The 24,947-nt window shown below is 42.8% G+C and carries 21 protein-coding genes and 1 other RNA gene; all 22 read right to left on the bottom strand.

Annotated features, from left to right (window positions below; translation table 11 throughout):
• Positions 1-6 precede the first annotated feature (6 nt).
• Entirely contained in the window at positions 7-393 is a 387-nt protein-coding gene (mutT, locus tag AC0L46_RS02090; RefSeq protein WP_473505387.1) for an 8-oxo-dGTP diphosphatase MutT, read from the bottom strand.
• Positions 393-1,613: a bifunctional glutamate N-acetyltransferase/amino-acid acetyltransferase ArgJ gene (gene argJ, locus AC0L46_RS02095; RefSeq protein WP_473505389.1), complete on the bottom strand. Its 1,221-nt coding sequence runs from the start codon at positions 1,611-1,613 to the stop codon at positions 393-395. The genes mutT and argJ overlap by 1 nt, the downstream gene beginning before the upstream one ends.
• Positions 1,614-1,628: 15 nt before the next feature.
• Positions 1,629-4,331, bottom strand: coding sequence for a preprotein translocase subunit SecA (gene secA, locus AC0L46_RS02100; protein ID WP_473505391.1), 2,703 nt, complete (start codon positions 4,329-4,331; stop codon positions 1,629-1,631).
• A 146-nt stretch (positions 4,332-4,477) separates the two neighbouring features.
• Complete coding sequence (gene lpxC / locus AC0L46_RS02105; RefSeq protein ID WP_414682526.1) at positions 4,478-5,395, bottom strand: UDP-3-O-acyl-N-acetylglucosamine deacetylase; 918 nt, start codon at positions 5,393-5,395, stop codon at positions 4,478-4,480.
• A gap of 106 nt (positions 5,396-5,501) precedes the next feature.
• Entirely contained in the window at positions 5,502-6,734 is a 1,233-nt protein-coding gene (gene ftsZ, locus AC0L46_RS02110; protein WP_473505394.1) for a cell division protein FtsZ, read from the bottom strand.
• 40 nt (positions 6,735-6,774) lie between these two features.
• Positions 6,775-8,046, bottom strand: a complete 1,272-nt coding sequence (ftsA, locus tag AC0L46_RS02115) for a cell division protein FtsA (protein ID WP_414682524.1) — start codon at positions 8,044-8,046, stop codon at positions 6,775-6,777.
• 73 nt (positions 8,047-8,119) lie between these two features.
• Positions 8,120-8,767 (bottom strand): cell division protein FtsQ/DivIB, encoded by a 648-nt coding sequence (locus tag AC0L46_RS02120; protein ID WP_473505396.1) that lies wholly within the window; start codon positions 8,765-8,767, stop codon positions 8,120-8,122.
• Between the two features lie 36 nt (positions 8,768-8,803).
• Entirely contained in the window at positions 8,804-9,757 is a 954-nt protein-coding gene (locus AC0L46_RS02125) for a D-alanine--D-alanine ligase (RefSeq protein ID WP_473505398.1), read from the bottom strand.
• Position 9,758: 1 nt separating this feature from the next.
• The gene (murC, locus tag AC0L46_RS02130; RefSeq protein WP_473507087.1) at positions 9,759-11,180 is read right to left on the bottom strand and encodes a UDP-N-acetylmuramate--L-alanine ligase; all 1,422 of its coding nucleotides are present in this window, start codon (positions 11,178-11,180) and stop codon (positions 9,759-9,761) included.
• Positions 11,180-12,250, bottom strand: coding sequence for an undecaprenyldiphospho-muramoylpentapeptide beta-N-acetylglucosaminyltransferase (gene murG, locus AC0L46_RS02135; protein WP_473505400.1), 1,071 nt, complete (start codon positions 12,248-12,250; stop codon positions 11,180-11,182). Before murG ends, murC begins: the two co-directional genes overlap by 1 nt.
• Positions 12,247-13,452 (bottom strand): putative lipid II flippase FtsW, encoded by a 1,206-nt coding sequence (ftsW, locus tag AC0L46_RS02140; RefSeq protein ID WP_414682520.1) that lies wholly within the window; start codon positions 13,450-13,452, stop codon positions 12,247-12,249. The genes murG and ftsW overlap by 4 nt, the downstream gene beginning before the upstream one ends.
• On the bottom strand, positions 13,449-14,798 hold the full coding sequence (murD, locus tag AC0L46_RS02145; RefSeq protein WP_473505402.1) for a UDP-N-acetylmuramoyl-L-alanine--D-glutamate ligase: 1,350 nt from the start codon (positions 14,796-14,798) through the stop codon (positions 13,449-13,451). Before murD ends, ftsW begins: the two co-directional genes overlap by 4 nt.
• 9 nt (positions 14,799-14,807) lie before the next feature.
• Entirely contained in the window at positions 14,808-15,890 is a 1,083-nt protein-coding gene (gene mraY, locus AC0L46_RS02150; RefSeq protein ID WP_414682518.1) for a phospho-N-acetylmuramoyl-pentapeptide-transferase, read from the bottom strand.
• Positions 15,891-15,908: 18 nt separating this feature from the next.
• The gene (locus AC0L46_RS02155) at positions 15,909-17,252 is read right to left on the bottom strand and encodes a UDP-N-acetylmuramoyl-tripeptide--D-alanyl-D-alanine ligase (RefSeq protein ID WP_473505404.1); all 1,344 of its coding nucleotides are present in this window, start codon (positions 17,250-17,252) and stop codon (positions 15,909-15,911) included.
• A complete protein-coding gene (locus AC0L46_RS02160) occupies positions 17,242-18,711 on the bottom strand; it encodes a UDP-N-acetylmuramoyl-L-alanyl-D-glutamate--2,6-diaminopimelate ligase (protein ID WP_473505406.1) in 1,470 nt (489 codons plus the stop codon). The genes AC0L46_RS02155 and AC0L46_RS02160 overlap by 11 nt, the downstream gene beginning before the upstream one ends.
• Positions 18,712-20,478: a peptidoglycan D,D-transpeptidase FtsI family protein gene (locus AC0L46_RS02165; protein ID WP_473505408.1), complete on the bottom strand. Its 1,767-nt coding sequence runs from the start codon at positions 20,476-20,478 to the stop codon at positions 18,712-18,714.
• Positions 20,475-20,753 carry a cell division protein FtsL gene (gene ftsL / locus AC0L46_RS02170; RefSeq protein ID WP_473505410.1) on the bottom strand — a complete coding sequence of 93 codons (279 nt, stop codon included), beginning with the start codon at positions 20,751-20,753 and terminating at the stop codon, positions 20,475-20,477. Before ftsL ends, AC0L46_RS02165 begins: the two co-directional genes overlap by 4 nt.
• On the bottom strand, positions 20,746-21,684 hold the full coding sequence (rsmH, locus tag AC0L46_RS02175) for a 16S rRNA (cytosine(1402)-N(4))-methyltransferase RsmH (RefSeq protein WP_414682513.1): 939 nt from the start codon (positions 21,682-21,684) through the stop codon (positions 20,746-20,748). Before rsmH ends, ftsL begins: the two co-directional genes overlap by 8 nt.
• Complete coding sequence (mraZ, locus tag AC0L46_RS02180) at positions 21,681-22,136, bottom strand: division/cell wall cluster transcriptional repressor MraZ (protein ID WP_317004256.1); 456 nt, start codon at positions 22,134-22,136, stop codon at positions 21,681-21,683. Before mraZ ends, rsmH begins: the two co-directional genes overlap by 4 nt.
• 295 nt (positions 22,137-22,431) lie before the next feature.
• Positions 22,432-22,780: RNase P RNA component class A (gene rnpB, locus AC0L46_RS02185), an RNA gene on the bottom strand.
• A 74-nt stretch (positions 22,781-22,854) separates the two neighbouring features.
• Positions 22,855-24,162 carry a HAMP domain-containing sensor histidine kinase gene (locus tag AC0L46_RS02190; RefSeq protein WP_414682512.1) on the bottom strand — a complete coding sequence of 436 codons (1,308 nt, stop codon included), beginning with the start codon at positions 24,160-24,162 and terminating at the stop codon, positions 22,855-22,857.
• Positions 24,163-24,168: 6 nt separating this feature from the next.
• Positions 24,169-24,867 carry a response regulator transcription factor gene (locus tag AC0L46_RS02195; protein WP_414682511.1) on the bottom strand — a complete coding sequence of 233 codons (699 nt, stop codon included), beginning with the start codon at positions 24,865-24,867 and terminating at the stop codon, positions 24,169-24,171.
• Positions 24,868-24,947: the final 80 nt, after the last annotated feature.

The raw sequence follows: 24,947 nt of genomic DNA on the forward strand, positions 1-24,947 counted from the left end.
AAATAACTAAACATTCGACATTAAGTCATCCACTACTTCCTGATTCGCCTCAGGAAAGTCATAGGAAGATAAAGTCGAAATAGGCGCCCAACGAACCTTTTGGCCTTCTTTTCCTACAGGATCACCTTCAAAACCTGTAACCCGATAAAAAAGGAGTTGAACCTTTTTATCACCGTAATCATGAGAAATCTCCTTAAAGAAAGAGCACTCTGTTACAGAGATATCACATTCTTCTTTCAACTCTCGAACCAAAGCTATCTCAGCAGACTCTGAAGGCTCGCATTTTCCTCCAGGAAACTCCCATAAACCTCCTTGGTCCTGATCACTCTTTCTCAAAGCAATAAAAACAAGGTCATCTCTCAAAATAATACCGACTGCTACTCTAATTAACATTAGGTGCGGTACTCAGCATTAATAGTGACATATTCATGAGAGAAATCTGTCGTCCAAACCACATCAGATTCCTTACCCATACCTAAATCAACGCAAATATGGATCTCATCTGGCGCCATGGCGTTTTTGCCATGCTCTTCCAAATAGTCAGGTGACCGACCACCATCTCGTGCAATCTCGAAGCCATTAATATGCAATTGAACTTTATCAACATCTAGATTCTCAACGCCTGCACGACCAACTACAGCCAAAATTCGGCCCCAGTTTGGATCTGAAGCGAAAAGCGCCGTTTTTACCAATGGTGAGTGTGCGATTTCAAATGCGGTTTTAGTCGCATCTTGTTGCTCAACAGCACCAACAACCTCAACCGTCACAAACTTAGTCGCACCCTCGCCATCCCTTACGATTGCGTGAGCAAGTTCTTGCATGACTTCCGTAAAAGCTGAGATAAAGGCTTGCGTCAAAGGCTCATCAATAGACGAGAGTTTAGCATTACCCGCCATTCCAGTAGCGACAGCAATACAAGAATCATTAGTCGACGTGTCACTATCAACTGTAATGCGGTTAAAGCTCTTATTCACAACATCTTTCAGTATACTGTGAAGTAAATCTTCATCCATTGAAATATCGCTGAACACATAACCCAACATGGTTGCCATATTAGGGCGAATCATGCCTGCACCTTTCGAAATCCCCGCGACAGTATAAGTACGGCCTTCAAATTCAAAGGTACGTACGGAGCCTTTTGGCAAGGTATCAGTGGTCATAATACCAACGCCTGCCGCATTCCAATTACCCGCAGATAAATTAGCAATCGCCGCAGGTATCGCATCAATGATTCTATTTACTGGTAAAGGCTCACCAATTACACCCGTTGAGAAAGGCAAAATAGCGTCAACATCAACACCTACTTGAAGTGCTAACGCGTCACAAGTCTTTAATGTATTTTCAAGCCCTGACTTTCCAGTACCGGCGTTAGCATTGCCTGTATTAACAAGCAAATATCGACTGTTTGTCGTGCTTAGATGCTTCTGACAAATACGAACTGGCGCAGCGCAAAAAGCATTTTGAGTAAACACACCTGCAACGGAAGCACCTTCACACAATTCAAAAAGGACAAGGTCTTTTTTGTTTGCTTTTTTAATACCCGCTTCCGCAACACCAATTCTCACACCTTTAACTTCAGGTATGAAAGGGAAATCATGCAACCCTACAGCCATTTAAATGCTCTCCAATTAAACCAGACGACCGTGACATTGTTTGTATTTCTTACCAGAGCCACAAGGACAAGGCTCATTTCGACCTACTTTAGGGTACTCAGCGCTATCATCAGACGATGAATCCGATTCATTCGATAATGAATCTACAGAGTTGTGAACCATGTCCATTTTAGTTTTTTCTTCTTGCTGACGACGAGCTTCTTCGATTTTTTCAGCTTCGTCTGCAGACTGTATTTTCACTCTCGTGATAATTTGAATAACTTCAAATTTAATCTGGCTTAATAAGCCTTGGAACAATTCAAACGCTTCACGCTTATATTCTTGCTTCGGATTTTTCTGAGCATAACCACGTAAATGAATACCTTGGCGCAGCATGTCCATAGTTTGCAAATGCTCTTTCCAAAGAGTATCAAGCACTTGAAGCAATACTTGCTTCTCAAATGATCTAAATGCAGGAGCGCCAGCAATCTCTTCTTTTTCCTTATGATTAGCAATCACACTATCAAGAATCTTCTGACGAAGTGGCTCTTCATAAAGTTTTTTATCTTCTTCAACCCACTGTGCAATAGGCAAGTCTAAGCTGAATTCATTGCGCAACTTCTCTTCCAGACCAGCAAGATCCCACATATCAAAGATACTTTGAGGCGGTATAAACTCATCAATCAAGTCAGAAATAACTTCTTCTCTCATCGCTGCAATAGCTTCAGACAAGTCATCAGAAACCATCATATCAAAGCGCTGAGTATAAATTACTTGCCTTTGATCATTAGCAACATCATCGTATTCTAATAACTGTTTACGAATATCGAAGTTACGACCTTCCACTTTACGCTGAGCTTTTTCAATCGCGTTAGAAACCATCTTATGCTCAATGGCTTCACCTTTTTCCATACCAAGTGCCATCATCATTTTCTTGATGCGATCTGACATGAAAATTCGCATTAGATTATCTTCTAAAGATAAGTAGAAACGAGATGAACCCACATCACCTTGACGACCTGCACGGCCACGCAACTGATTATCTATACGGCGAGACTCATGACGCTCTGTACCGATAATATGCAAACCACCTGCAGCCAAAACTGCTTCATTACGCGATTTCCAATCAGCTTTAAGTGCATCAATACTTTCTTGGCTAGCGCCTTCACCTAGTTGAGCTAACTCAACTTGCAAATTACCACCAAGAACAATATCGGTACCACGTCCAGCCATGTTAGTTGCAATAGTTACCGCACCAGGGCGACCAGCATCGGCAACGATCTCAGCTTCTCGCTCATGCTGCTTAGCATTCAACACATTATGCTTTACGTTCTTTTTGTTGAGGTAGTTTGACAACAACTCAGAATATTCAATCGAAGCCGTACCAACAAGCACAGGACGCCCTTGATTAACCACTTCTTCAATGTCTAATACGATCGCTTCAAATTTGTCTTCAGTAGACATATAAATCAAATCATTGAAGTCTTTACGCTGAACTTGGCGATTAGTAGGAATAACAACAACAGACAAACCATAAATTTGCTGAAACTCAAAAGCTTCAGTGTCTGCCGTTCCCGTCATACCTGACAGTTTTTCGTATAAACGGAAATAGTTCTGGAAGGTTGTTGAAGCCAGAGTCTGACTTTCAGCCTGAATAGTAACGCCTTCCTTTGCTTCAACTGCTTGATGAATACCTTCGGACCAACGGCGTCCAGCCATAGTACGCCCAGTATGCTCATCAACGATGACAATTTGGTCACCTTGAATAACATAATCAACGTTTTTCTTGAAAATAACATGCGCTTTCAAACAAGCATGAACATGATGAAGCAAAGACAAGTTCGCAGCCGCATAAAGACTCTCACCTTCACCTAGCATGCCTTGCTCTACTAACCAACCTTCTACAAAAGAGTGACCGTCTTCAGTTAATTCAATGCTACGCTGAGACTCATCATAAACATAATGGCCTGTTGCTTCAGCTTCTGTTTCTTCTTGCTTAACAAGCAAAGGTGCCAGTTCATTGATTCGGCGATACTGCTCTGAACTATCCTCAACCGCACCAGAAATAATAAGCGGCGTTCTAGCCTCATCAATAAGAATGGAATCCACCTCATCGACAACAGAGAAATTCAATTCACGCTGCACACGATCTTCTAAACGAAAAACCATGTTGTCACGTAAATAATCAAAACCAAATTCGTTGTTGGTACCATAGGTAATGTCGCATAAATAGGCCGCTTTTTTGTCTTCTCGATCCTGCCCAGAAAAAACAACACCGACGCTCATGTCTAAGAACTCGTAAAGCGGTCTCATCCAATTCGCATCACGCTTTGCCAAATAGTCATTCACGGTAACAACATGAACACCTTTTGATGATAAAGCGTTCAAGTATACGGCTAGGGTCGCAACCAGTGTTTTACCTTCACCAGTACGCATCTCTGCGATACGACCTTCATTAAGTACCATACCGCCGATAAGCTGCACATCGAAATGGCGCATACCCATAACTCGACGACTGCCCTCTCGAACAACCGCAAAAGCTTCTGGCAAAATAGAATCTAATGATGCTCCGGCATTAATACGCTCACGAAACTCACCCGTTTTTGCTGCCAAATCATCATCAGACAATCCTTTTAAAGATTCTTCAAGTTGATTGATTTGTGAAACAACTTTTCTATATCGTTTAACTTCTCGGTCATTCTTTGTACCGATAATTTTTTTAATTACAGTTCCTAACATCTTGAACTCAACGTAGCCAATTAGTAATAAACACAGTCTATCATGGTAATGTGTGACAAAACATGAAATATCAAGGACCTATATACAAAAAAACCAGACATAATGTCTGGTTTTTTATAATTCGATCAAGTTTTCAACACTAGCAACTAGGCATTTGCAAAAACTGAATCCGTATAAGAAATAGGGTCAGCTTGCGCTTCATCTTCAAAGACAACATATTCCCAAGCATCTTGTTGCTCAAGCAATGCCAACAACAATTTGTTGTTTAATGCGTGTCCAGATTTGTAAGCTTTATATTCACCAATCAAACTATGACCTAGCAAATAAAGATCACCAATAGCATCCAAAACTTTGTGACGCACTAGCTCATCTCTGTAACGTAAACCTTCGTCATTTAATACTCTAAAATCATCAAGAACGATTGCATTTTCCATGTTCGCACCGCGAGCAAGGTTATTATTCTTGAAGTATTCAAGATCTTTCATAAAACCGAATGTTCTTGCACGACTGATTTCTTTGACAAAGGTAGTTGTCGAGAAATCAAATGAAGTACTTTGAACGTCTTCACCAATTGCAGGGTGCTGAAAATCAATTGTAAAAGACAAACGGAAGCAAGAATGAGGTTCTAATGAAGCAAACTTATCGCCTTCCTCTACTTTAATTGGCTTTTTAACTCTGATGAATTTCTTAGGTGCGTTTTGAGCTTCCAACCCAGCAGATTGCAACAAAAATACAAAAGGACTCGCACTGCCATCCATCAAAGGAACTTCACTAGCACTCACTTCAACATAGGCATTATCAACACCTAAGCCAGCCATTGCAGATAATAAGTGCTCCACAGTACTAACTTTGACATCACCCTGACATAAAGCCGTAGCAAAATTGGTTGATCCTACCGATCGAGCATCACCAGGAATTTCTACAACAGGATCCAAGTCTGTACGAACAAATACAATGCCAGTATTTACAGGTGCTGGTTTAAGTGTCAAATACACTTTCTCACCAGAGTGTAAACCGACTCCAGTTGCTCGAATAATGTTTTTTAGTGTGTGTTGGCGTACCATTATATTCCTACAATTTTATGACTGGATACTAATCTTTGCAAAATAGTATCAACAAGCTCTTGATTATACAATCCAACATACTGATATTGCATTGTTTTTGCGCAAACTAGTCAGCTTGTCTACGCAAAAATGCTGGAATGTCCAAATACGATAATTTATCGCCACTTGACGCTTCAGAAGAATCAGCAGACTCTACTTTTTCATTCAAGCTTTTCTCTACCACTTCAACCTTTGCCTTAGGCAATGATTGAGGCTCAGGCTGAGACTCTACAACTTGAGGAGCTTCTACACTCTCCACTACAGACTCAGGCTTTGCCGTTACTGGCTGAGAGACAACAGATTCACCAACAGCAGACTTCATTTCAACTGCAGGACGACCCTCTAAACCAGTTGCAACCACCGTGACTCGCATTTCATCACCAACATTAGGATCAATTGCACAACCAATCACGACAGTAGCATCTTCCGATGCATATTCTTCAATAATGCCACCAACCTCAGTAAACTCAGACAGACCCACTTCTTCGTTTGCTGTGATGTTTACCAGTACGCCTCGCGCACCTTTAAGATTAATGTCTTCCAATAATGGGTTATGTATCGCAGCTTCTGCCGCAACCCTTGCTCTATCATCACCTGACGCAGAACCCGTCCCCATCATTGCCATTCCCATCTCAGACATCACCGTTCTTACATCGGCGAAGTCAACGTTGATAAGACCTGGGCGCATAATCAAGTCTGTAATACCTTGAACAGCATTAAACAGAACATTGTTCGCTTCACCAAACGCCTTCAACAATGAAATATTCTTACCTAGTACTGGAAGAAGACGCTCATTTGGCACTGTAATTAATGAATCGACATTTTCTCGTAATTCTTTAACTCCTTCTTCAGCAACTTTCGCTCGACGGCGACCTTCAAAAGGAAAAGGCTTAGTTACTACAGCAACAGTCAATATGCCTAACTCACGAGCAACCTTAGCAATCACAGGGGCTGCACCCGTTCCTGTACCGCCACCCATGCCGGCTGTGATAAACACCATGTCGGCACCAGTTAGCAAATGTGTAATCTTCTCTTGATCTTCTAAAGCTGAGTCTCGCCCAACCTCAGGATTTGCACCAGCTCCAAGCCCTTTAGTAATGGCTGAGCCCAATTGCAAAGAAACTCCAGTATCAAAACCAACTAATGCTTTAGAGTCAGTATTGGCACAAATAAACTCGACGCCTTCCAGGCGATTCTGCAACATATGACGAACAGCATTACCGCCGCCACCGCCAACACCAATTACTTTAATAACAGCATTATCGGACAAATTATCTTCTGCTAGATCAAAGACACTCATGGGCTTATCGCTCCTTAAATAAATTCATAATCAATTCTGACTAGATATAACTCTGAAACCAGTGTTTTAATTTCTGCCATGCCTTCGTTGCACTGAAAGATGGTTCAGTTTCCTTAGGTGCCAGAATTGATGTTTCTCGTTTAGTTTTCGTCTTAGACATCGTCCGCTTCGAGATTTCAGTTACTTCGGTCTCTTTACTACCATAAGCCAATAATCCAACACTTGTTGAATATATAGGGTTATCGACAATGTCAGACATTCCTTTAGTACAATCTGGTACAGATAATCGAATTGGCATCTGAAAAACTTTCTCAGCCAAGTCAGCAGCGCCTTCCATAAGCGACGTACCACCAGTAATTACAATACCTGCAGGGATTCTCTCTGCGTAACCACTACGCCTTAACTCATCCAGAATTAAGGTATAAATTTCTTCATATCTCGCCTCAACCACCTCTGTCAGGGTATGACGAGTGATTGATCTTGGTTGGCGGTCACCAACACTTGGCACCTGCAAAACTTGATCTGCAGACACCATAGATGACATTGCACAGGCGTATTTCACCTTTATCTCCTCAGCATGCTGAGTCGGTGTGCGCAACGCCATGGAAATATCATTTGTTACTTGATCACCAGCCACAGGTACGACAGCCGTGTGATGCAATGCGCCATCAATCCAGACCGCAATATCTGATGTGCCAGCACCAATATCGATCAAACAAACACCTAAATCTTTTTCATCTTCACTTAATGAAGAATCACTAGAAGCGAGCTGAGAAAGAATGACGCCATCAACACCTAAGCCACAGCGCTTAATGCACTTTTCTACATTCATAACCGCATTAACGGCACCTGAAATAAGATGAACATTTGCTTCAAGACGAACACCAGACATACCTAAAGGGTCTTTAATCCCTTCTTGAGAGTCTATGTGGTATTCCTGTGGAAGGATATGGAGAACGCGTTGATCGGATGAAATTGGAACAGCTTGCGCTGCGTCTATCACTCTTTCTATATCTTCTTGCTGAACTTCACCGTTCTTAACGGCAACAATGCCGTGAGAGTTCAAGCTACGAATATGACTACCCGCCACACTGACATACACAGAATGAATATTACATCCTGCCATCAACTCAGCTTCTTCAACTGCTCGCTGAATAGATTGCACAGTGGATTCAATATTTATAACAACGCCACGCTTCATACCTTTGGCGCTATGAGAGCCAATACCGACAATTTCCAAACTACCATCAGCCAGTACTTCACCAACTAAACAGATAACTTTTGATGTGCCTACATCCAAACCGACTATCATTTCACCTTCCCGGTATTGCGTGTTTTATAACTACTGATGTTTGTGTTTATAAATAACAACAAACAAGTTAATGTCACTCTTTTGCTTTCCAACCTACTGCCACACCATGAGGGTAGCGAGCATCGACTGACGTAATTTGATCTATTCTACCCGATAAATCACTTTTATACACCGCTATAAAGCGCTGTAATCTCTCTAAAACTTCCTCTCTACCCAGCTTTACGACTATGCCGTTGGTAAAGGTAACATTCCAAGCACCTCGAGGTTCTAAAGTTAGTGTAAAAATCCGCAAAGAAGTTGCAGCCAACACCTGACTAATTAAACCAAACTGCTCAAGCACAACATCACTTGTGCCATCTGGGCCATATAAACGAGGAAGTGGCAGATCTGGAATCTGATTAGGTCTAATCACCACAGAAGATGTTGAGATCAACTGTCGATCGTGCCAGTATGCGAGCGGAGTGTACTCATGAACAAGCACCTGCAATATATTTGGCCAAACTTTACGTACTTCTGCACTTTCAACCCACTCAGGCGACCTTGCAAGATCCAAAGCATCTGCTACAGAAAGACTTAACAGACTCTCGCCTAACAATTCAGAATAATGCGCTTCAAGCTCAGCTTCCGTAACATAATTCAAATCCCCTTCTATCTCGATTTTTTGAATAGCAAACCAAGTAACGGGAGAGTTTTCATCCTGAAAAGTGGCAACCAATATCAATAAAATCGCCCCTATAAGCGCCGCTATCCTCATAAATCAATCACGCTCTGCTTTTCCCCAAGCATCTATGACAATTTTCTCAACCAATGAAGGGTAATCAATCCCAACATGATTAGCTGCCATAGGGACAAGACTGTGAGTCGTCATACCCGGAGCTGTATTAACTTCCAACACCCAAAATACACCAGCCTGATCACGCATAATGTCTACACGCCCCCAACCAGAACAACCCAACGAACGATAAGCATCTAAAGCAAGCATTTGCAGTTCGTTTTCATCATCTTCATTCAAACCACAAGGCAATAAATATTGCGTATCTTCCGCTATATATTTAGCCTCATAATCATACAGCTTGTGATCTGGCGATGCCTTCAAGCCAATTGCAGGGTAAGCAACATCATCAATGATTGTGACAGTAAACTCAGGCCCATCAACAAACTCTTCAACCAACACATCAGAGTCGTATTCAAGTGCTTTTAGAAGTGCTTCATCCAACTCTTCGCGATTACTTGCTTTATTAATTCCTATTGTTGAACCCTCTCTAGAAGGCTTCACTATCATAGGATAAGACATACTTTCTTCGATAACGTTCGCATCAACTTGATCAACAAACGATAAATAAGCCGGTGTTGGTATGCCAATACCATTCCAAAAGCGCTTGGTTAAAACCTTGTCCATCGCTAAACCACACGCTAACGGCGAGCTTCCTGTGTAGGGCTTACCTAACATCTCCAGCAAAGCTTGAACTCGGCCATCTTCACCTTCTCCACCGTGGAGTGCTATAAACGCCAAATCAAACTCTATAGATTGAAGCTGCTTCACTGGGTCTAAACTTGCATTTTCGCCATACAAATCAAGGCCAATCACCTGATAACCTTTTGATTTAAGACCTTCAACAACGAGCGGACCACTTTGCAAAGACACTTCACGCTCTGCAGAACGCCCACCGTAGATAACAGCAATGACCAATTCTTTTAATGACTTTGACATATCAAATACCGCTTACTGACAATTTTTTAGACACAGCACCAATATCCCCAGCACCTTGCGTAATTAACAAATCCCCTTCTCGCAAAACATTACTCAAAATCGAACGTAAGTCAGATTCACCACCCACATGAATAGGATCAACATTACCGCGCTGACGGATACTGCCACACAAAGACCGGCTATCAGCGCCATTAATCGGCGTTTCACCCGCTGCATAAACATCTAACAATAAGAGCACATCGACTTGCGATAAAACACGTACAAAGTCTTCATACAAATCTCGAGTACGAGTATAGCGATGAGGCTGATAAACCATAACCAAACGTTTTTCTGGCCACCCTCCCCGAATAGCTTTAATCGTCGCCAACACTTCACTTGGGTGATGACCATAATCATCGACAAACATCACTTCGGAACCATTAGGAAGCGCCAACGGCTTCTGCTCCTGAAAACGACGTCCAACACCTTCAAAGCCCATCAATCCAGCTTGAATAGCGCTTGCGTCAACACCAAGATCCGTCGCAACAGCAATTGTCGACAGAGCATTCAAAACATTATGTCGTCCCGGCATAGGTAAACGAATCTTCAATGGTTCACCTTCTGGTCGATGCGCCAAAAACTCACAATAACGACCAGTTTGAACAATGTCAGTCGCATAAAAGTCAGCTTGCTGCTCAATACCATACGTCAATACAGGACGACTCAATGAAGGAAGTATCTCTCGTACATTCTCGTCATCTACACACAACACAGCCAAACCATAAAACGGCAAGTTATGTATGAACTCCACAAAAGTATGTTTTACTTTTTCAAAGTCACCATCATAAGTGTCCATGTGATCTTCATCGATATTCGTCACAATGACAGTTTGAGGCTGTAAGTGAAGGAATGAAGCATCACTTTCATCAGCCTCGGCCACAAGATAAGAGCTACTACCTAATTGCGCATTTGCACCAGCACTGGTTAAGCGACCACCAATGACAAAAGTAGGCGCTTCGCCTGTCGCCGCTAAAATGGACGCCATTAAGCTCGTTGTTGTTGTTTTACCATGAGTTCCCGCCACAGCAATACCATGTCGGTAGCGCATCAATTCAGCCAACATTTCTGCTCTACGAACAATTGGAATGCGATGCTCTTTACCCCAAATAATCTCTGGGTTTTCCTCATTAATGGCTGTCGAAACAACAATAACGTGAGCGTCATAGACATTTTCTTCCAAATGCCCCAAATACACCTTAATCCCTAACTCTTCTAAACGCTCAGTCACCGCTGAGGATTTTAAATCAGAGCCAGAAACTTGATAACCTTGGTTATGTAACACTTCCGCGATACCACACATTCCAACACCGCCAATACCGATGAAATGGATATTTTGAATGCGGCGCATAGTTGGAATATCGTATTGTGTCTTCTGATCAATCATCATTTTATTAACCTTAAACAGTGTGCAACCACATCTTGTGTTGCATTAGGGTGAGCCACCGCTTTCGCTTGCTCGCCCATTTTTATTAATGCTTCTTCGTTTTCAACAAACTCAGAAAGTAAAGATAGAATTTTTTCACAGGTCAGTTGTGGCTGAGGCAGCAAATACGCCCCGCCTACTTTCTCTAAATAACGGGCATTCTCTGTCTGATGATCATCAATTGCAAAAGGATATGGAATCAAAATAGAAGGCAAACCAGCGACCGCCAACTCACTGACCGTCATAGCACCAGCACGACACAGAACAATATCCGCCCAATAATACGCTTGATCCATATTATCCAAATACGGCTCAACCCTCGCCTCAACATTGACATTTTGATATAAAGCTTTAACTTCATCAAAATTTCGTACACCTGTTTGATGCCAAACATCCAAACGCTGAGAAAAAGACCAATTAGCCAATACCTGCGGCATCACATCATTAATTGCTTTCGCACCTAAGCTTCCACCGACAACCAACAACCGTAATGGACGTGCTGCATTTTCTCTGGCAATACGAACTTGCTGCTGCAATATATCGTTCCGAATTGGGTTACCGACACTCAAAGCATTGGGCAGAGCGCCATCAAAAGCTTGCAACTTCAAAGTAGCCATTTTTGACAATAATTTGTTTGTGGTTCCTGCAACCGCATTTTGCTCATGAATCACCAATGGGATTCTTAACAGCTTAGCTGCTACACCACCAGGGCCGGCAACAAACCCACCCATCCCTAACACAACATCAGGTTTTGTTTTTTGCAAAACAGCAACAGCTTGACCAATAGCATGCAAGACTCTAAATGGCGCAGCTAGCAGCCCTAACAAGCCCTTACCTCTTACACCTTTAATTGACAAAGAATGCAGGCGAATATCATGTTCCGCGACAAGCTTTTCTTCCATCCCACCTTTTGATCCAAGCCACTCAACATCCAGACCTTTATCAATAAAAGCATGAGCACAAGCTAGAGCAGGATAAATATGTCCGCCAGTTCCGCCGGCCATCACAATAACTTTTTTAGTAGCACTCATTCTGCTCTCTCTTCTTGACTGTCACTTTCTAAATTGGCGTCCGTGACACCCAGTTCCTTTTCAGCACGACGATTTTCTACATCAACTCGAGCAACCACAAACAGGCTACCCAAAGTGATAATCAGACTACTACCACCGTAGCTGATTAAAGGTAGTGTTAGTCCTTTTGTTGGCAAGAAGCCGGTATTCACACCGATATTAATAATAACTTGAGCTAAAATAAGAATCGCAAAACCAAAGCACATGTAAGCAGCAAAAGGTCGCGATAAAGTCATGGCTTTTCGGCCTATTTTAAACGCTCGCCCAACCATGACCGCAAACAAAAGAATCAGCAGCAAACCACCCAACATACCGGTTTCTTCGACCCAAATTGAAAACACAAAATCGGTATGCGCCTCAGGCAAATAGGAAAGCTTCTGAACACTATTCCCCAAACCAAGACCAAACCACTCGCCACGCCCATATGCGATAAGCGCCTGACTTAGCTGATAGCCTTCATTAAAAGGATCCGCCCAAGGATCAATGAAATTCATCAAGCGCTTTAAACGATAACTTTCAGATATCGCCACCACGCCTAACATAGACACAGCACCTACCATCAAAAGCAAAAACTGGTATAGAGGCGCTCCACCTAAGAATAACAACACCATCACAGTGCCGAGCAACACAACCGACGCCCCGAAGTCTGGTTCAAGCAATAAAAACAGCAAGAAAACACTGCAAAGACAAAGAGGAAGAAAGAAACCAATCCAACCTTCTCTCACTCGGTCAGCACGTCGCACCAAATAACCAGACATATAAACCACCATACAAACCTTCGCGACTTCCGAGGCTTGTAGGTTAAACACCACTAAATTAATCCAACGGCGGCTACCGTTTACACTCTTCCCGATGCCTGGCACCAAAACCAATATCAACAAAATAAGAGACAATCCCATCATCAGGATGCCCCATTTTTGCAATTGACTAGTAGGTAAAGACAACAAAATCCAACCGAATACCAAACCAAGAACCAAGTACAAGGTCTGGCGTATCATGAAGAAATAAGGGTGACCGTGAATACTTTCTGACACAGAAATGGAAGCACTGGATACCATGACAATACCCAACGCCAAAATAGACACCACAGAAGATAAGAAAATAGCATCGATACGAGAAAGTTCTCGCCAAGAAACCCGGTCAAACATGTTTAACCATGTCATAAGGCAGTAACCAAGTTTACAAAGTGCTCACCGCGCGCTTCATAATTTTTATACATATCCAAACTAGCGCAGGCCGGTGAAAAAAGAACTACATCGCCTTCTTTTACCGTCGAAGAAATATCATGAATAATTTCATCCAATGTCTCAAAGCGCTTAATCTCAGTATTTGAAGACAATGCCGTCGCAATGTTATTCGCGTCTTTACCAAACAAATAAACCGTACGAACAAAATCAGATACAGGCTTTTTCAAGTCACTGAAGTCCGCCCCTTTCCCCTCACCGCCAGCAATAAGAGCAATGTTTTTATGTGTCGTGGAGCCAAGACCTTGCAAAGCAGCAAGAGTTGCACCAACGTTTGTGCCTTTGGAGTCATTAATAAACGTGGCTCCACGGTAAGTACGAACACTTTCACAGCGATGTGGCAAACCACCAAATTCCGCTAAAACCTTAGCAACTGCCTCTGACCGCACATCCACACCCAACAATTCCAACATAGCTAGTGCAGCCAAAATATTTGCGTAATTATGCGTACCCTTTAATGCAATTTGAGAAGTGTGGTACAAGCGCTCGACACCACGACACAACCAAGCGCCATCACCATCTTTCAACATCCCAAACTCTTTTAGGTCTGGGCTTTTTGTCGTGAAAGCACGCACAGGAGTCGCTTCTGCAAGCAAAGGCGCCGTCAAAATATCTTGCTTGTTGCAAACCGCCGCTTTACAGCCTCGATATACTCTTTGTTTTACGCGCTGATACTCGTAAAAATCAGTATAACGATCCATATGATCTTCAGAGACATTTAAAAGACAAGCCACATCCGCTTGCAAAGCAGGTGTTGTTTCAAGCTGAAAGCTAGATAATTCCAATACATAATAATCCGTACCGGAAGAAAGGAGATCCAAAGCAGGCAATCCTAAATTACCACCTGCTTTAACATTTTTTCCGCATGCCTGAAGTAACAAAGCCACCAAGGTAGTGACTGTGCTTTTGGCATTTGAGCCTGTAATAGCGACGAACGGTGCGTCCACATAATCGCGAAACAAATCAATATCGCCTCGCATAGCCACACCCTTTTCGGCTAAACGAGACAAAACAGGCGTCCGCAATGCAATACCAGGGCTAACGTACAATTCTGTTACACCAAGGGTTTCAAGTACCGCTAAATCACCTGTCAAAATACGATCTTCTGGACAAAGCAGTTTTGCCTGCTCCAATCCTGGAGGGTTCTCACGAGAATCCACCACATAAAAATCAATTCCCTTGCTAGCTAAAAAGCGTACACAAGATAAACCTGTCGCCCCCAAGCCAACAACGGCTCTTACTCGATCTGACCCGATCAACGACATTTAAAACTCCTAACGTACTTTTAAGGTAGCGAAACCAATCAAAACAAGGCAAACAGTAATAATCCAAAAGCGCACAATAACTTTAGGCTCTGCCCAGCCTTTTAACTCAAAATGATGATGTATTGGCGCCATTCTAAAAATTCTGCGTTTTGTTAACTTATAGGAGGCAACTTGCAAGATTACAGACACAGTTTCCATGACGAAAACACCGCCCATAATAAACAACACCAACTCTTGACGAACGATAACTGCAATCACACCCAGCGCTGCACCAAGTGCCAAGGAACCTACATCGCCCATAAAGATTTGCGCTGGGTATGTGTTAAACCACAAAAAGCCCAATCCAGCGCCCGCCAAAGCGGCACAAAATACAAGTAACTCACCCGAACCATGCACATAAGGGATTAGCAAATACTCAGAAAAACGAACGTTACCGGTTAAATAAGCAAACACACCTAACGCGCCACCTACGAGTACCGTAGGCAAAATTGCTAAACCGTCTAGGCCGTCAGTAAGGTTGACTGCATTACTGGTTCCGACAATAACAAAATAAGTAAGTACAATAAAAAACGCACCTAAAGGAATAGCCACATCTTTAAACAAAGGAACTATCAGTGCGGTTTCAGCTGGTGTACTGGCTGTGTAATACAAATAAAACGCTGCTGCCAAACCGAATACACTTTGCCAAAAATATTTCCAACGGCTAGGCAAACCTCGAGAGTTTTTTTCAACAACTTTTCGATAGTCATCAACCCAACCAACAACACCAAAAGCCAACATTACTAGCAAAACAACCCACACATATTGATTGGTTAAATCACCCCACAAAAGCGTACTGACCGTGATGGAGAAAATAATTAATGCTCCACCCATCGTTGGCGTACCGGCTTTGGATAAATGGGATTGCGGGCCGTCATCTCGAACAGCTTGTCCAATTTGCAAACGCTGCAATAAAACAATTACTTTATTGCCGATTAAAAGAGAGATAACTAACGCAGTGAGCACACCCAAAATGGCTCGAAGAGACAAATAATTAAACACTGCAAAAAAAGTGTGATACTTACTTAAATAAGTCGCCAGCAAAAGTAACATTGGTCAGGAACATCCTAATTATTTTAATGCTTCAATAACATTTTCCATTTTAGCGGAGCGAGAGCCCTTCACTAAAATGGCGTGATTTCTTCCAAGCGAACAAACTAACGCTGCCGCTTCCTCATGTGAATTACACAACTTTGCATCACCGCCCTTTTCCATAAAAGCAGTTCCTGCCACGCCTGCAACGGCACCAACACAAATCAAACAAGAAATACCTTTTTCTTTAGCGTATAAACCTAGATCTCGATGGACGGCTTCCTGTCGTTCGCCAAGCTCTCCTAACGCTCCCAAAATCAGCCATGTTTTATCAACTGACTGCATAGCAAGCACATCAATTGCGGCCTCTACAGATGTTGGGCTGGCATTGTAACAATCATTAATTAAGAGAGCTTCATTTTTTGTTCTAAGGCGCTCTAATCGCCCAGAAACATGCACTGGAGATGCCAATTTTTGCACCGCATCATGGAAACTCATACCTGTTGCCATTAAAGCCAACACAACCGCCATACCATTGGCAATTTGATGTTTACCTGCACTTGCTATAAATACAGACAGCACTTCACCTTGATAGCAAAACTTTGCCTGACTAGATTCAGCGCTTAGCTCTAAATCAAAAGCATAAAGATCCGCAGACTCACCGAAACCAAAAGACAAAACAGGACGCGAACCAGCCAACTCACACCAATAAGGATAAAAACCATCATCAGAATTTAGAATGATTGTCGCATCAGGATGAGCGCCAGAGATCAAACACCCCTTTTCCTTAGCAATGCCCTCAAGACTCCCAAAACCTTCAAAGTGACTACCACTTGCATTGGTTAAAATCACCACATCTGGAAAAGCAATCTCAGCCAATCGCTCGATTTCACCCGGAATACTGGTTCCTGTTTCTACCACAGCAACATCATGAAAAGACGCTAAACCTAACAAAGTTTGCGGCACACCTATTTGATTGTTCAAATTGGCCTGCGTTTTTAACACTTTTTGATCGGTAAAGGATTGTGCCAACCAATCTTTTACAGTTGTTTTACCATTACTGCCTGTAATACAAACAACTGCCCCTTTAAAAGCGTCTCGTACCAAGCGCGCAATACGTCCGTACGCAACTTTAGTATCTGTCACTTTGACATAAGATTCGACATCCACATCACGATCAACCAACACGCCAACCACACCAGAATCCATCGCAGCGGCAGCATAGTCATGACCATCAAAACGCTCACCTTTTAATGCGACAAACAAACAACCATTCGATATTTTTCGAGTATCTGTTACTACCAACTGAATGCTTTGATTCGGGCCAACCAACTCACCATTACAAGCCGCCGCGATATCTGCCAGAGTAAGATCAACCAACATAAGCTTCCAACGCCTTTAAGGCTTCCTCTTTATCATCAAAATGGTGCTTCACGCCCTGAATATCCTGATAGTTTTCATGCCCTTTACCAGCAATGAGAATCACATCATGGACATCTGCAGAGGCGATGGCTTTGCTAATTGCCACACGACGGTCAAATTCAAGGCAGAACCTCTTATCATCAGATTCAACTTCCGATAAAACATCAGAAAAAATTTGCTCCATTGACTCTGTTCTTGGGTTGTCAGATGTTAACCAAACATAATCCGCATTAGACAATGCCGCCGACATCATCAAGGGCCGTTTACCCCTATCACGATCACCACCGCAACCAAAAACACAAATAAGCCGACCATTGGTATGTTCTTTTACTGCTTGCAATGCAACCACCAATGCATCAGAGGTATGAGCGAAATCCACAACAACAAGAGGAGCACTCGCCACTTCTACTTTGTCCATTCGACCTGGTGCGCCTCGCAATTTCGACACACCTTCGATAAGAAGTGCTTTATCACTCGTTTGATACCAAAGACTCGCCAAGGCTGCCAAGGCATTTTGCACATTAAAGCGCCCCAACAAAGGAAGCTCGACATAGCTTTCCCCTTCAGGATGGCACAGCACAAAATGAAAACCAGAAGTATCAAGCACTAGATCCTTTGCGTAAAAATCCGCCAATACATTTTCAGCACTATAATAATGACAACTCGAATTCAGCGCGGCCTTTGTCATAAAAGTGGCGTACTCATCATCAAGACAGAAAACAGAATGGGTCAGTGTTGGAAAAGTAAATAAACGCTGCTTGGCCAAAGCATAAGAGTTCATATCACCATGATAATCAAGATGATCACGAGACAAGTTTGAAAACACAGCCGTTTGAAAAGGAACCCCTTCAATTCGCCCTTGATCCAAAGCATGCGAAGACGCCTCAAAAGCAACAAACTCCACACCAGAGTCAGCCATTTCAATAAGTGTTCGATGAAGAGACAACAAATCTGGAGTAGTTTGTTTCGCCTCTTGCAGATTATCTAATGCGCCAACACCGAAAGTTCCCACCAAGCCGCTCTTTAAACCAGAATACTGTGCCAGCTGCGCCATATAGAAACAAATAGACGACTTGCCATTGGTGCCTGTAACAGCCACCATTTGCTTAGGCATAGCTCCAAAAAACTGCTGTAAACAAGCGACTAAAAGTTTGGCAGGATCTTCAACCGAGATAAGCTCAATTTTGTCATGATCCAAATCTATATTATTCGGAACAACAGCAACGCGACAGCCAAGAGAAGCAACATTATCTAAGTAGTCCCAGCCATTAGAGTTCACTCCCGGTAAAGCAAAAAAGACAGTCTCTTCATTTACTTTTCGGCTATCTGTTTCAACAAGATTATAAAACGCAGAATGCGAGTTATCTCCAATAGAGAAACCCGCTAAAGTAAGTAACTGCTCATGAGAGAATTGGACCATTTAACCACCTTGTACGACTTGAAGAGGGACAGTTTTCTTCGGCTCCAAACGTACTTCTCTAAGACCTTCCGGTAAGTCAGGGTAGATATTCAATGTTGTCAAAGCCCCTTCCATGACTCGAGAAAATACTGGCGCCGCTACTTCACCACCGTAATATTCTCGCCCTTTAGGGTCATTTATCATGACAACCATTGCTAAGCGCGGATTAGACGCTGGAGCAACACCCGCAAACAAGGCAATGTATTGATCATATTCATAACCTTTCGAGCCAACTTTGTGAACCGTACCTGTTTTTCCCGCCACTCGGTAACCTGGAATCTGAGCCGCTTTACCAGACCCTTTTTGAACAACAGCCTCCATCATTTTGACCACATCTTTAGCGACCTTACGAGGAATCACTTGCTTACCATTAGCAGGAGAATCTTGTTTAAAAAGCGTTACAGGAACACGATAGCCATCGTTCGCTAACGTCATGTAAGCCTGCGCCAACTGTAAAGTCGATACAGACAAACCATAACCATAAGACAAGGTTGCAATTTCAGATGGATGCCATTTAGGGTGCGACGGAAGTACACCAGACGCTTCACCAGGAAAGCCTATTCCTACAGGAGAGCCGATACCAAGTTCATAATCCATATTCCATATAGCATCTTGAGGCAAAGAAAGTGCTATTTTTGAAGCACCAACGTTACTCGACTTAATGAGCAGTTTCTCAAAATCCATATCGCCGTAGTTAGTCGCATCACGGATAGTAAAGCGACCAAAACGCAAATAACCTGGCGACGTATTAATCGTCGTTTCCGTGGTGTATTGCCCAGACATCAGAGCCGTTGCAATGGTAAAAGGCTTCATAGTTGAACCAGGTTCAAACAAATCGATTACCGCTCTATTTCGTAACTCTTCGTATTCCAGCTTAGATCTATCATTCGGGTTATAAGAAGGCTGATTCACCATCGCCAAAATCTCTCCCGTTTTTACATCTAGAATAACAGCCGATGCAGAAGTTGCACGATGCTCAGTTACTGCTGCTTTTAACTCTCGATAAGCCAAATATTGCAGTCTAAGATCGACACTCAACTCTATATTTTCACCAGGGTGCTCTGTCTCATCAACACCGATTCCGCGAATGATATTTCCTGAAAGATCCTTAACATAACTGCGACGTCCCGGCTCACCTTGCAATGCTCGGTCATACGCCAACTCGATCCCTTCTTGGCCTTTATCATCAATATTGGTAAAGCCAACCACATGGGAAGCCACCTCACCAGCAGGATAAAAGCGCTTATATTCTTTCGTTTTTGTAACACCGACCACTTTCGCAGCCATGATAGCGTCCGCCTCATGAGGCGAAATTTGACGACGCAAATACATAAAAGAGCGTTTTTTGTTTGCTTCGAATTTTTCTTGCAACCAAGCACGCCCAACGCCCATCACTTCGGCGAGGCGTGTGATTTCTTGCTCTGGCCCAGAGTTCGTAGATGGATCACGCTCTAGCTTCCAAAGCGCTCTAGGGTTAGCCACTACCGTCCAAGTTGGTGTACTAACCGCCAAAGGCTCGCCACGACGATCTAAAATCATGCCGCGAGTGGCAGGAATAGACTCTGTTCTTACCGCTCTAATTTCACCTTGGTTCTGTAGAAAATCTCTATCAACAACCGTCAGATAAAAGAGTCGCCCGCCCGCGACAAGAAACAACATCAGAGCGATAAGATAAACAAATCTAAAGCGCCATTTGGCTGGGGTGTAAACACTATTTTCAGTACTCATGGTTTTACTATTACCAATTCATCCGGTGAAGGTGAGTGCATATTTAAATTTCTAATTGCCGACTGTTCTAAACGGCTCGGCTGAGTAAGAGCACTTTGTTCAAGTAACAACTGCCCCCATTTCACTTCGTAATCCACTTCGCTTTGCTTCAATGCTTGAAGGTAAGAAAAGTTTTTTCTGAAGTCGTAAACTTGAATAACGACCGCTACAGAAACGATCGCCAAGATCAAAACACAGACGATAAATATCAAAGGCGAAAAAGTCGGCCTAATCACTTACTCGCTCCAAAACTCTTAACACCGCGCTTCGAGACCGAACATTCTCACTCACTTCAGATTGAGACGGTTTAATGGCCTTCCCTACTGTTTTGAATTTGATGTTGAGATGTGCGTTCTGAATAGGTAAATGCCTTGGCAACTCAGGCCCTTTGGCTTTTAACTTCATAAAGCGTTTAACAATACGATCTTCAAGAGAATGGAAACTGATGACAGCCAATCGTCCGCCAACTTTTAAGGCTTCAGCAGCGGCATCAAGCCCTAACTCCAAATCACCAAGCTCGTTATTGATGTAAATACGAATACCCTGAAAAGCTCGTGTCGCAGGATTTTTGCCTTTCTCCCACGCAGGATTGGCTTCTGCTACGATTTTCGATAATTGAAGGGTGGTTAAAATAGGTGTGTGTGCACGGTATTCACAAATGGCTTTTGCAATACGACGAGAGAATCGTTCTTCACCGTATTGATACATAACATCTGCAATCTCTTTTTCTTTTGCCACAGCGATCCACTCTGCTGCACTCATTCCCTCATTAGGGTTCATGCGCATATCAAGCGGACCATCATTCATAAAACTAAAGCCGCGTTCAGCGTCATCAATTTGAGGTGAAGAAACCCCCAAATCCATCATCACGCCGTCAACTCTATCCACTCCGAACACATTAGGAATTTGTGTCGCCATATTGGCAAAACTGTCTTGCACAATAGAAAAGCGAGGATCTTCTTGCTCTAGCTGTTTACCATGCTCTATTGCCACAGGATCTTTATCAAAACCAAGCAAGCGACCTTCTTTCAGTCTATTTAGCACTAAACGAGTGTGCCCACCTCGGCCGAAAGTACCATCGACATAAAGGCCGTTCTCGTCAGTCACTAGCATATCGACGGACTCATGAAGCATGACGCTTATGTGTTCTGCCATCGTATTTGTCATAAAGAAATATCCATCATGGTTTCTATTTGTAGATCCTCAAGCGCGTCTTGAGCCAAGTAATCTTCACGTTGTGCTTCCCACTCTTCGTAGCTCCAGATCTCTAACTTCTTACCTTGACCAAGAATCGTGAGCTTTTTATCTAAGCGAGCAAACTCTCGAAGTGGCGCTGGCAACAAAATACGCCCTGCTTTATCCACCTCTAAATCTGTTGCATGACCAACAAGTAAACGCTGAAGCCGCCTGGCTTGAGGCTGAAATGTCGGCAACTTGTCTAATTTTTGTTGAATTAAATCCCACTCAGATAAGGGATAAAGCAACAAACATCTGGACACTGGATCAATTGTGACGACGACACCTTCATCGTCGTATTGAGCTAATTCATCACGCAAACGTGCAGGGAGCGACATACGCCCCTTCACATCAACGCTTACTTGATGAATCCCTCTGAACACAATTAAATCCCACTTATAGACACTTCATCCCACAATTTAACACTTTTTTATCAAAATAGTAAAAAAATATTAGTAGAAAATAGAAAAACGGGGACAACGGATATAAAAACACCGCTAAGAAGCGGTGTTTTTATAAGTTTTTTCGTTTAAAGACAGTTAAATAGAAAAATCAGTAGAAAATTGAGAGTGAACAGAAAACACAGACACAAAAAAGCCGAAAGCAATATAAATTAGCCTTCTGACAATTTAAATTAGAGATTGGAGAAAAAAGATTTACCATGGGAAGAGAGAAAAAATTGCAAGTTGGCCGATAAGCCGGGTTCTGTCGTGGACAGTCATTCATCTAATCCGTACATCACTGCACGTCTCTAGCAACCTACCCGAACTCAGCGCGGGTCACGCCAAAGAGTTCCTATTTGGTCTTGCTTCAAGTGGGGTTTACCATGCCACGAACTGTTACCAGTCGCGCGGTGCGCTCTTACCGCACCATTTCAACCTTACCGGCAGTAAACTGCTTAGGCGGTATATTTTCTGCTGCACTTTCCGTAGGCTCACGCCCCCCAGGCGTTACCTGGCACTTTACCCTGCGAAGCCCGGACTTTCCTCCCCTCAATATATTGAGCGGCGACTGCCTAGCCAACTTGCGAGGCGCATCTTACTTACCTAGTACAACAATAACAAGCTCTTTTTCTGACGACCGCAGAAAAAGCCAAGCCAATCATGCCACAGGCAACTGAAAACAAACTTCTAAACCACCTTCTTCGCGGTTTCGAGCTGAAATAGTTCCTTTATGGGCTCGAATAATACGCTGCGAAATAGTGAGCCCTACACCAAAACCACCACTATTTGCCTCACGCGCTTCAGATGACCTATAAAAAGCATGGAAGATTTTTTCCAGTTTATCCTCAGAAACACCTGGCCCGTTATCTCGAACATAGATAAAAGCAGAACCCGATTTTTCTTCAGTAACCACCTCAATCTCACCACCCTCACCTGCATAGAAACAGGCATTTCGCAGAACGTTTTCTATCGCATGACGTAACTGAAGAGGATCGCCCAATATGGTTTTTGGAAAACGACCAGATTTGGTAACAGAGATTCCTTTCAACTGACTCTCAAAACTAACATCGTCCACAATATCATCAAGCCATTCTTGAAAGTTCATTTGCTCTTTTAGAAGCGAAGCCGCTTCTAAGCGACTCAAAGTTAACACTTGCCCGATCAATTCATCCAACTCATGCAACTCGGTACGAATCCGACATAAATAGCCTTTTTGAGCTTCAATGGCGTATTTGTCTTCAGCAATTGTTAGGGCAACTTCAATGCGCGCCAAAGGAGTTCTTAGCTCATGAGACACATCTCGCATCAAACGCTCTTTAGATGATAAAAGCGTCTCAATACGAACGGCCATTTCATTAAATTCTTGAGCCAACTTACCAATCGCATCACGGCGTCGAGCTAATTTATCTTCCACCCTCGCCGTCATATCGCCTTGACCGAAAGAGCGCGCCACTCGTTGTAATTTAAGCAACGGACCCAAAAGCCAATAAGCCAATACCCCGCTCGACACAAACAAACCCAACAAAGAAAACCCAACTACAGCTTCCGGCGCCAAAGAATCAATCTTTGGGTCCGGCTTAAAGATCAGCAGATATTGAACATTATTCCCACCAATCACCTGTATAAACTGACTATGCAAAAAGTCAGCGGCTGGACGACTCGTTGAATCATTCGTATTTTGCTCTCTAAAATTACGAGGCAATGATTTAAGAAGCGGCCGACCATTTTCTTGATAAAGGTAAATCGTCCCAGACAACCTTTTTTCTGCTTTTTCAACTTCAGTCTCCAGAGACTTCAGCCCAAACTTTTCATACCCTGCAACCAACTGAACACCAACATCTCCCAAGACATCCGCTGACACTTGATTGCGTTTCTGAATAAACTGCACCATCCCCAAGCCAATACTGACAACAACAATATTGGACAACAGCACAACAAGAAACACGCGTAGAAAAGTATTCTTCATAAAAGCTTAAGCGCCTTGCTCATTTGACACAAAAATATAGCCAACACCGCGAACCGTCTTAATTCTAGGGTCGCCCGTTTCTAAATTACCAATTTTCTTACGCAAATTACTAATATGCATATCCAAACTACGATCATACATAGTTAATTTACGACCAAGCGCTTTTTCTGAAAGCTCTTGTTTTGTTAATACTTGACCTGGCGCCATCAACATACACTCTAATAATGTGTATTCAGACGTTGTCAGCTCAACCAACTCACCTTCCAAGTAAACCGTACGATCTTTGCGGCGCAGCAAAACACCAGACAAATCGATATCTGCCGTTGGATCATCTTCACGCTCTTGGCTTGCACGACGCAAGATTGCTTTAATACGTGCCAACAATTCTCTCGGATTAAATGGTTTAGACAAATAATCATCTGCTCCCATTTCCAGTCCAAGAATGCGGTCAATATCATCGCCTTTTGCGGTTAGCATAATAACGGGAACAGCACTCTTATTTCGAATTTGCTTTAATGTTTCGAAGCCATCTAGTTCAGGCATCATCACATCCAGAATGATAATATCTGGCATATCTGCTGCCATTAACTCTAGCGCCTCACGACCATTCCAAGCGTGGGCCACTTCATAACCTTCACCATCAAAGTATTCTTTAATTAAATCCGATAAACGAGCATCATCATCAGCAAGTAATAACTTTACCATCACTCTTCCCTCTTATTTTTTCAATTATTTAGTAGGCAGTTAGATCGCCGTAAATTCAATTGTAAATATTACCTTAGCAG

This window comes from Marinomonas sp. 15G6-16, from assembly GCF_055809555.1.

Bases quoted from the DNA above. Each gene is read 5' to 3' on its own strand.
- secA (WP_473505391.1), bottom strand. From the start codon at position 4,331: ATGTTAGGAACTGTAATTAAAAAAATTATCGGTACAAAGAATGACCGA.
- AC0L46_RS02190 (WP_414682512.1), bottom strand. From the start codon at position 24,162: ATGAAGAATACTTTTCTACGCGTGTTTCTTGTTGTGCTGTTGTCCAAT.
- AC0L46_RS02160 (WP_473505406.1), bottom strand. From the start codon at position 18,711: ATGGTCCAATTCTCTCATGAGCAGTTACTTACTTTAGCGGGTTTCTCT.
- AC0L46_RS02125 (WP_473505398.1), bottom strand. From the start codon at position 9,757: ATGTCAAAGTCATTAAAAGAATTGGTCATTGCTGTTATCTACGGTGGG.
- murD (WP_473505402.1), bottom strand. From the start codon at position 14,798: ATGTCGTTGATCGGGTCAGATCGAGTAAGAGCCGTTGTTGGCTTGGGG.
- AC0L46_RS02155 (WP_473505404.1), bottom strand. From the start codon at position 17,252: ATGTTGGTTGATCTTACTCTGGCAGATATCGCGGCGGCTTGTAATGGT.
- AC0L46_RS02195 (WP_414682511.1), bottom strand. From the start codon at position 24,867: ATGGTAAAGTTATTACTTGCTGATGATGATGCTCGTTTATCGGATTTA.
- ftsZ (WP_473505394.1), bottom strand. From the start codon at position 6,734: ATGAGTGTCTTTGATCTAGCAGAAGATAATTTGTCCGATAATGCTGTT.
- rsmH (WP_414682513.1), bottom strand. From the start codon at position 21,684: ATGACAAATACGATGGCAGAACACATAAGCGTCATGCTTCATGAGTCC.
- ftsW (WP_414682520.1), bottom strand. From the start codon at position 13,452: ATGACATGGTTAAACATGTTTGACCGGGTTTCTTGGCGAGAACTTTCT.
- lpxC (WP_414682526.1), bottom strand. From the start codon at position 5,395: ATGGTACGCCAACACACACTAAAAAACATTATTCGAGCAACTGGAGTC.
- mutT (WP_473505387.1), bottom strand. From the start codon at position 393: ATGTTAATTAGAGTAGCAGTCGGTATTATTTTGAGAGATGACCTTGTT.
- ftsA (WP_414682524.1), bottom strand. From the start codon at position 8,046: ATGATAGTCGGTTTGGATGTAGGCACATCAAAAGTTATCTGTTTAGTT.
- murG (WP_473505400.1), bottom strand. From the start codon at position 12,250: ATGAGTGCTACTAAAAAAGTTATTGTGATGGCCGGCGGAACTGGCGGA.
- mraY (WP_414682518.1), bottom strand. From the start codon at position 15,890: ATGTTACTTTTGCTGGCGACTTATTTAAGTAAGTATCACACTTTTTTT.
- murC (WP_473507087.1), bottom strand. From the start codon at position 11,180: ATGATTGATCAGAAGACACAATACGATATTCCAACTATGCGCCGCATT.
- argJ (WP_473505389.1), bottom strand. From the start codon at position 1,613: ATGGCTGTAGGGTTGCATGATTTCCCTTTCATACCTGAAGTTAAAGGT.
- AC0L46_RS02165 (WP_473505408.1), bottom strand. From the start codon at position 20,478: ATGAGTACTGAAAATAGTGTTTACACCCCAGCCAAATGGCGCTTTAGA.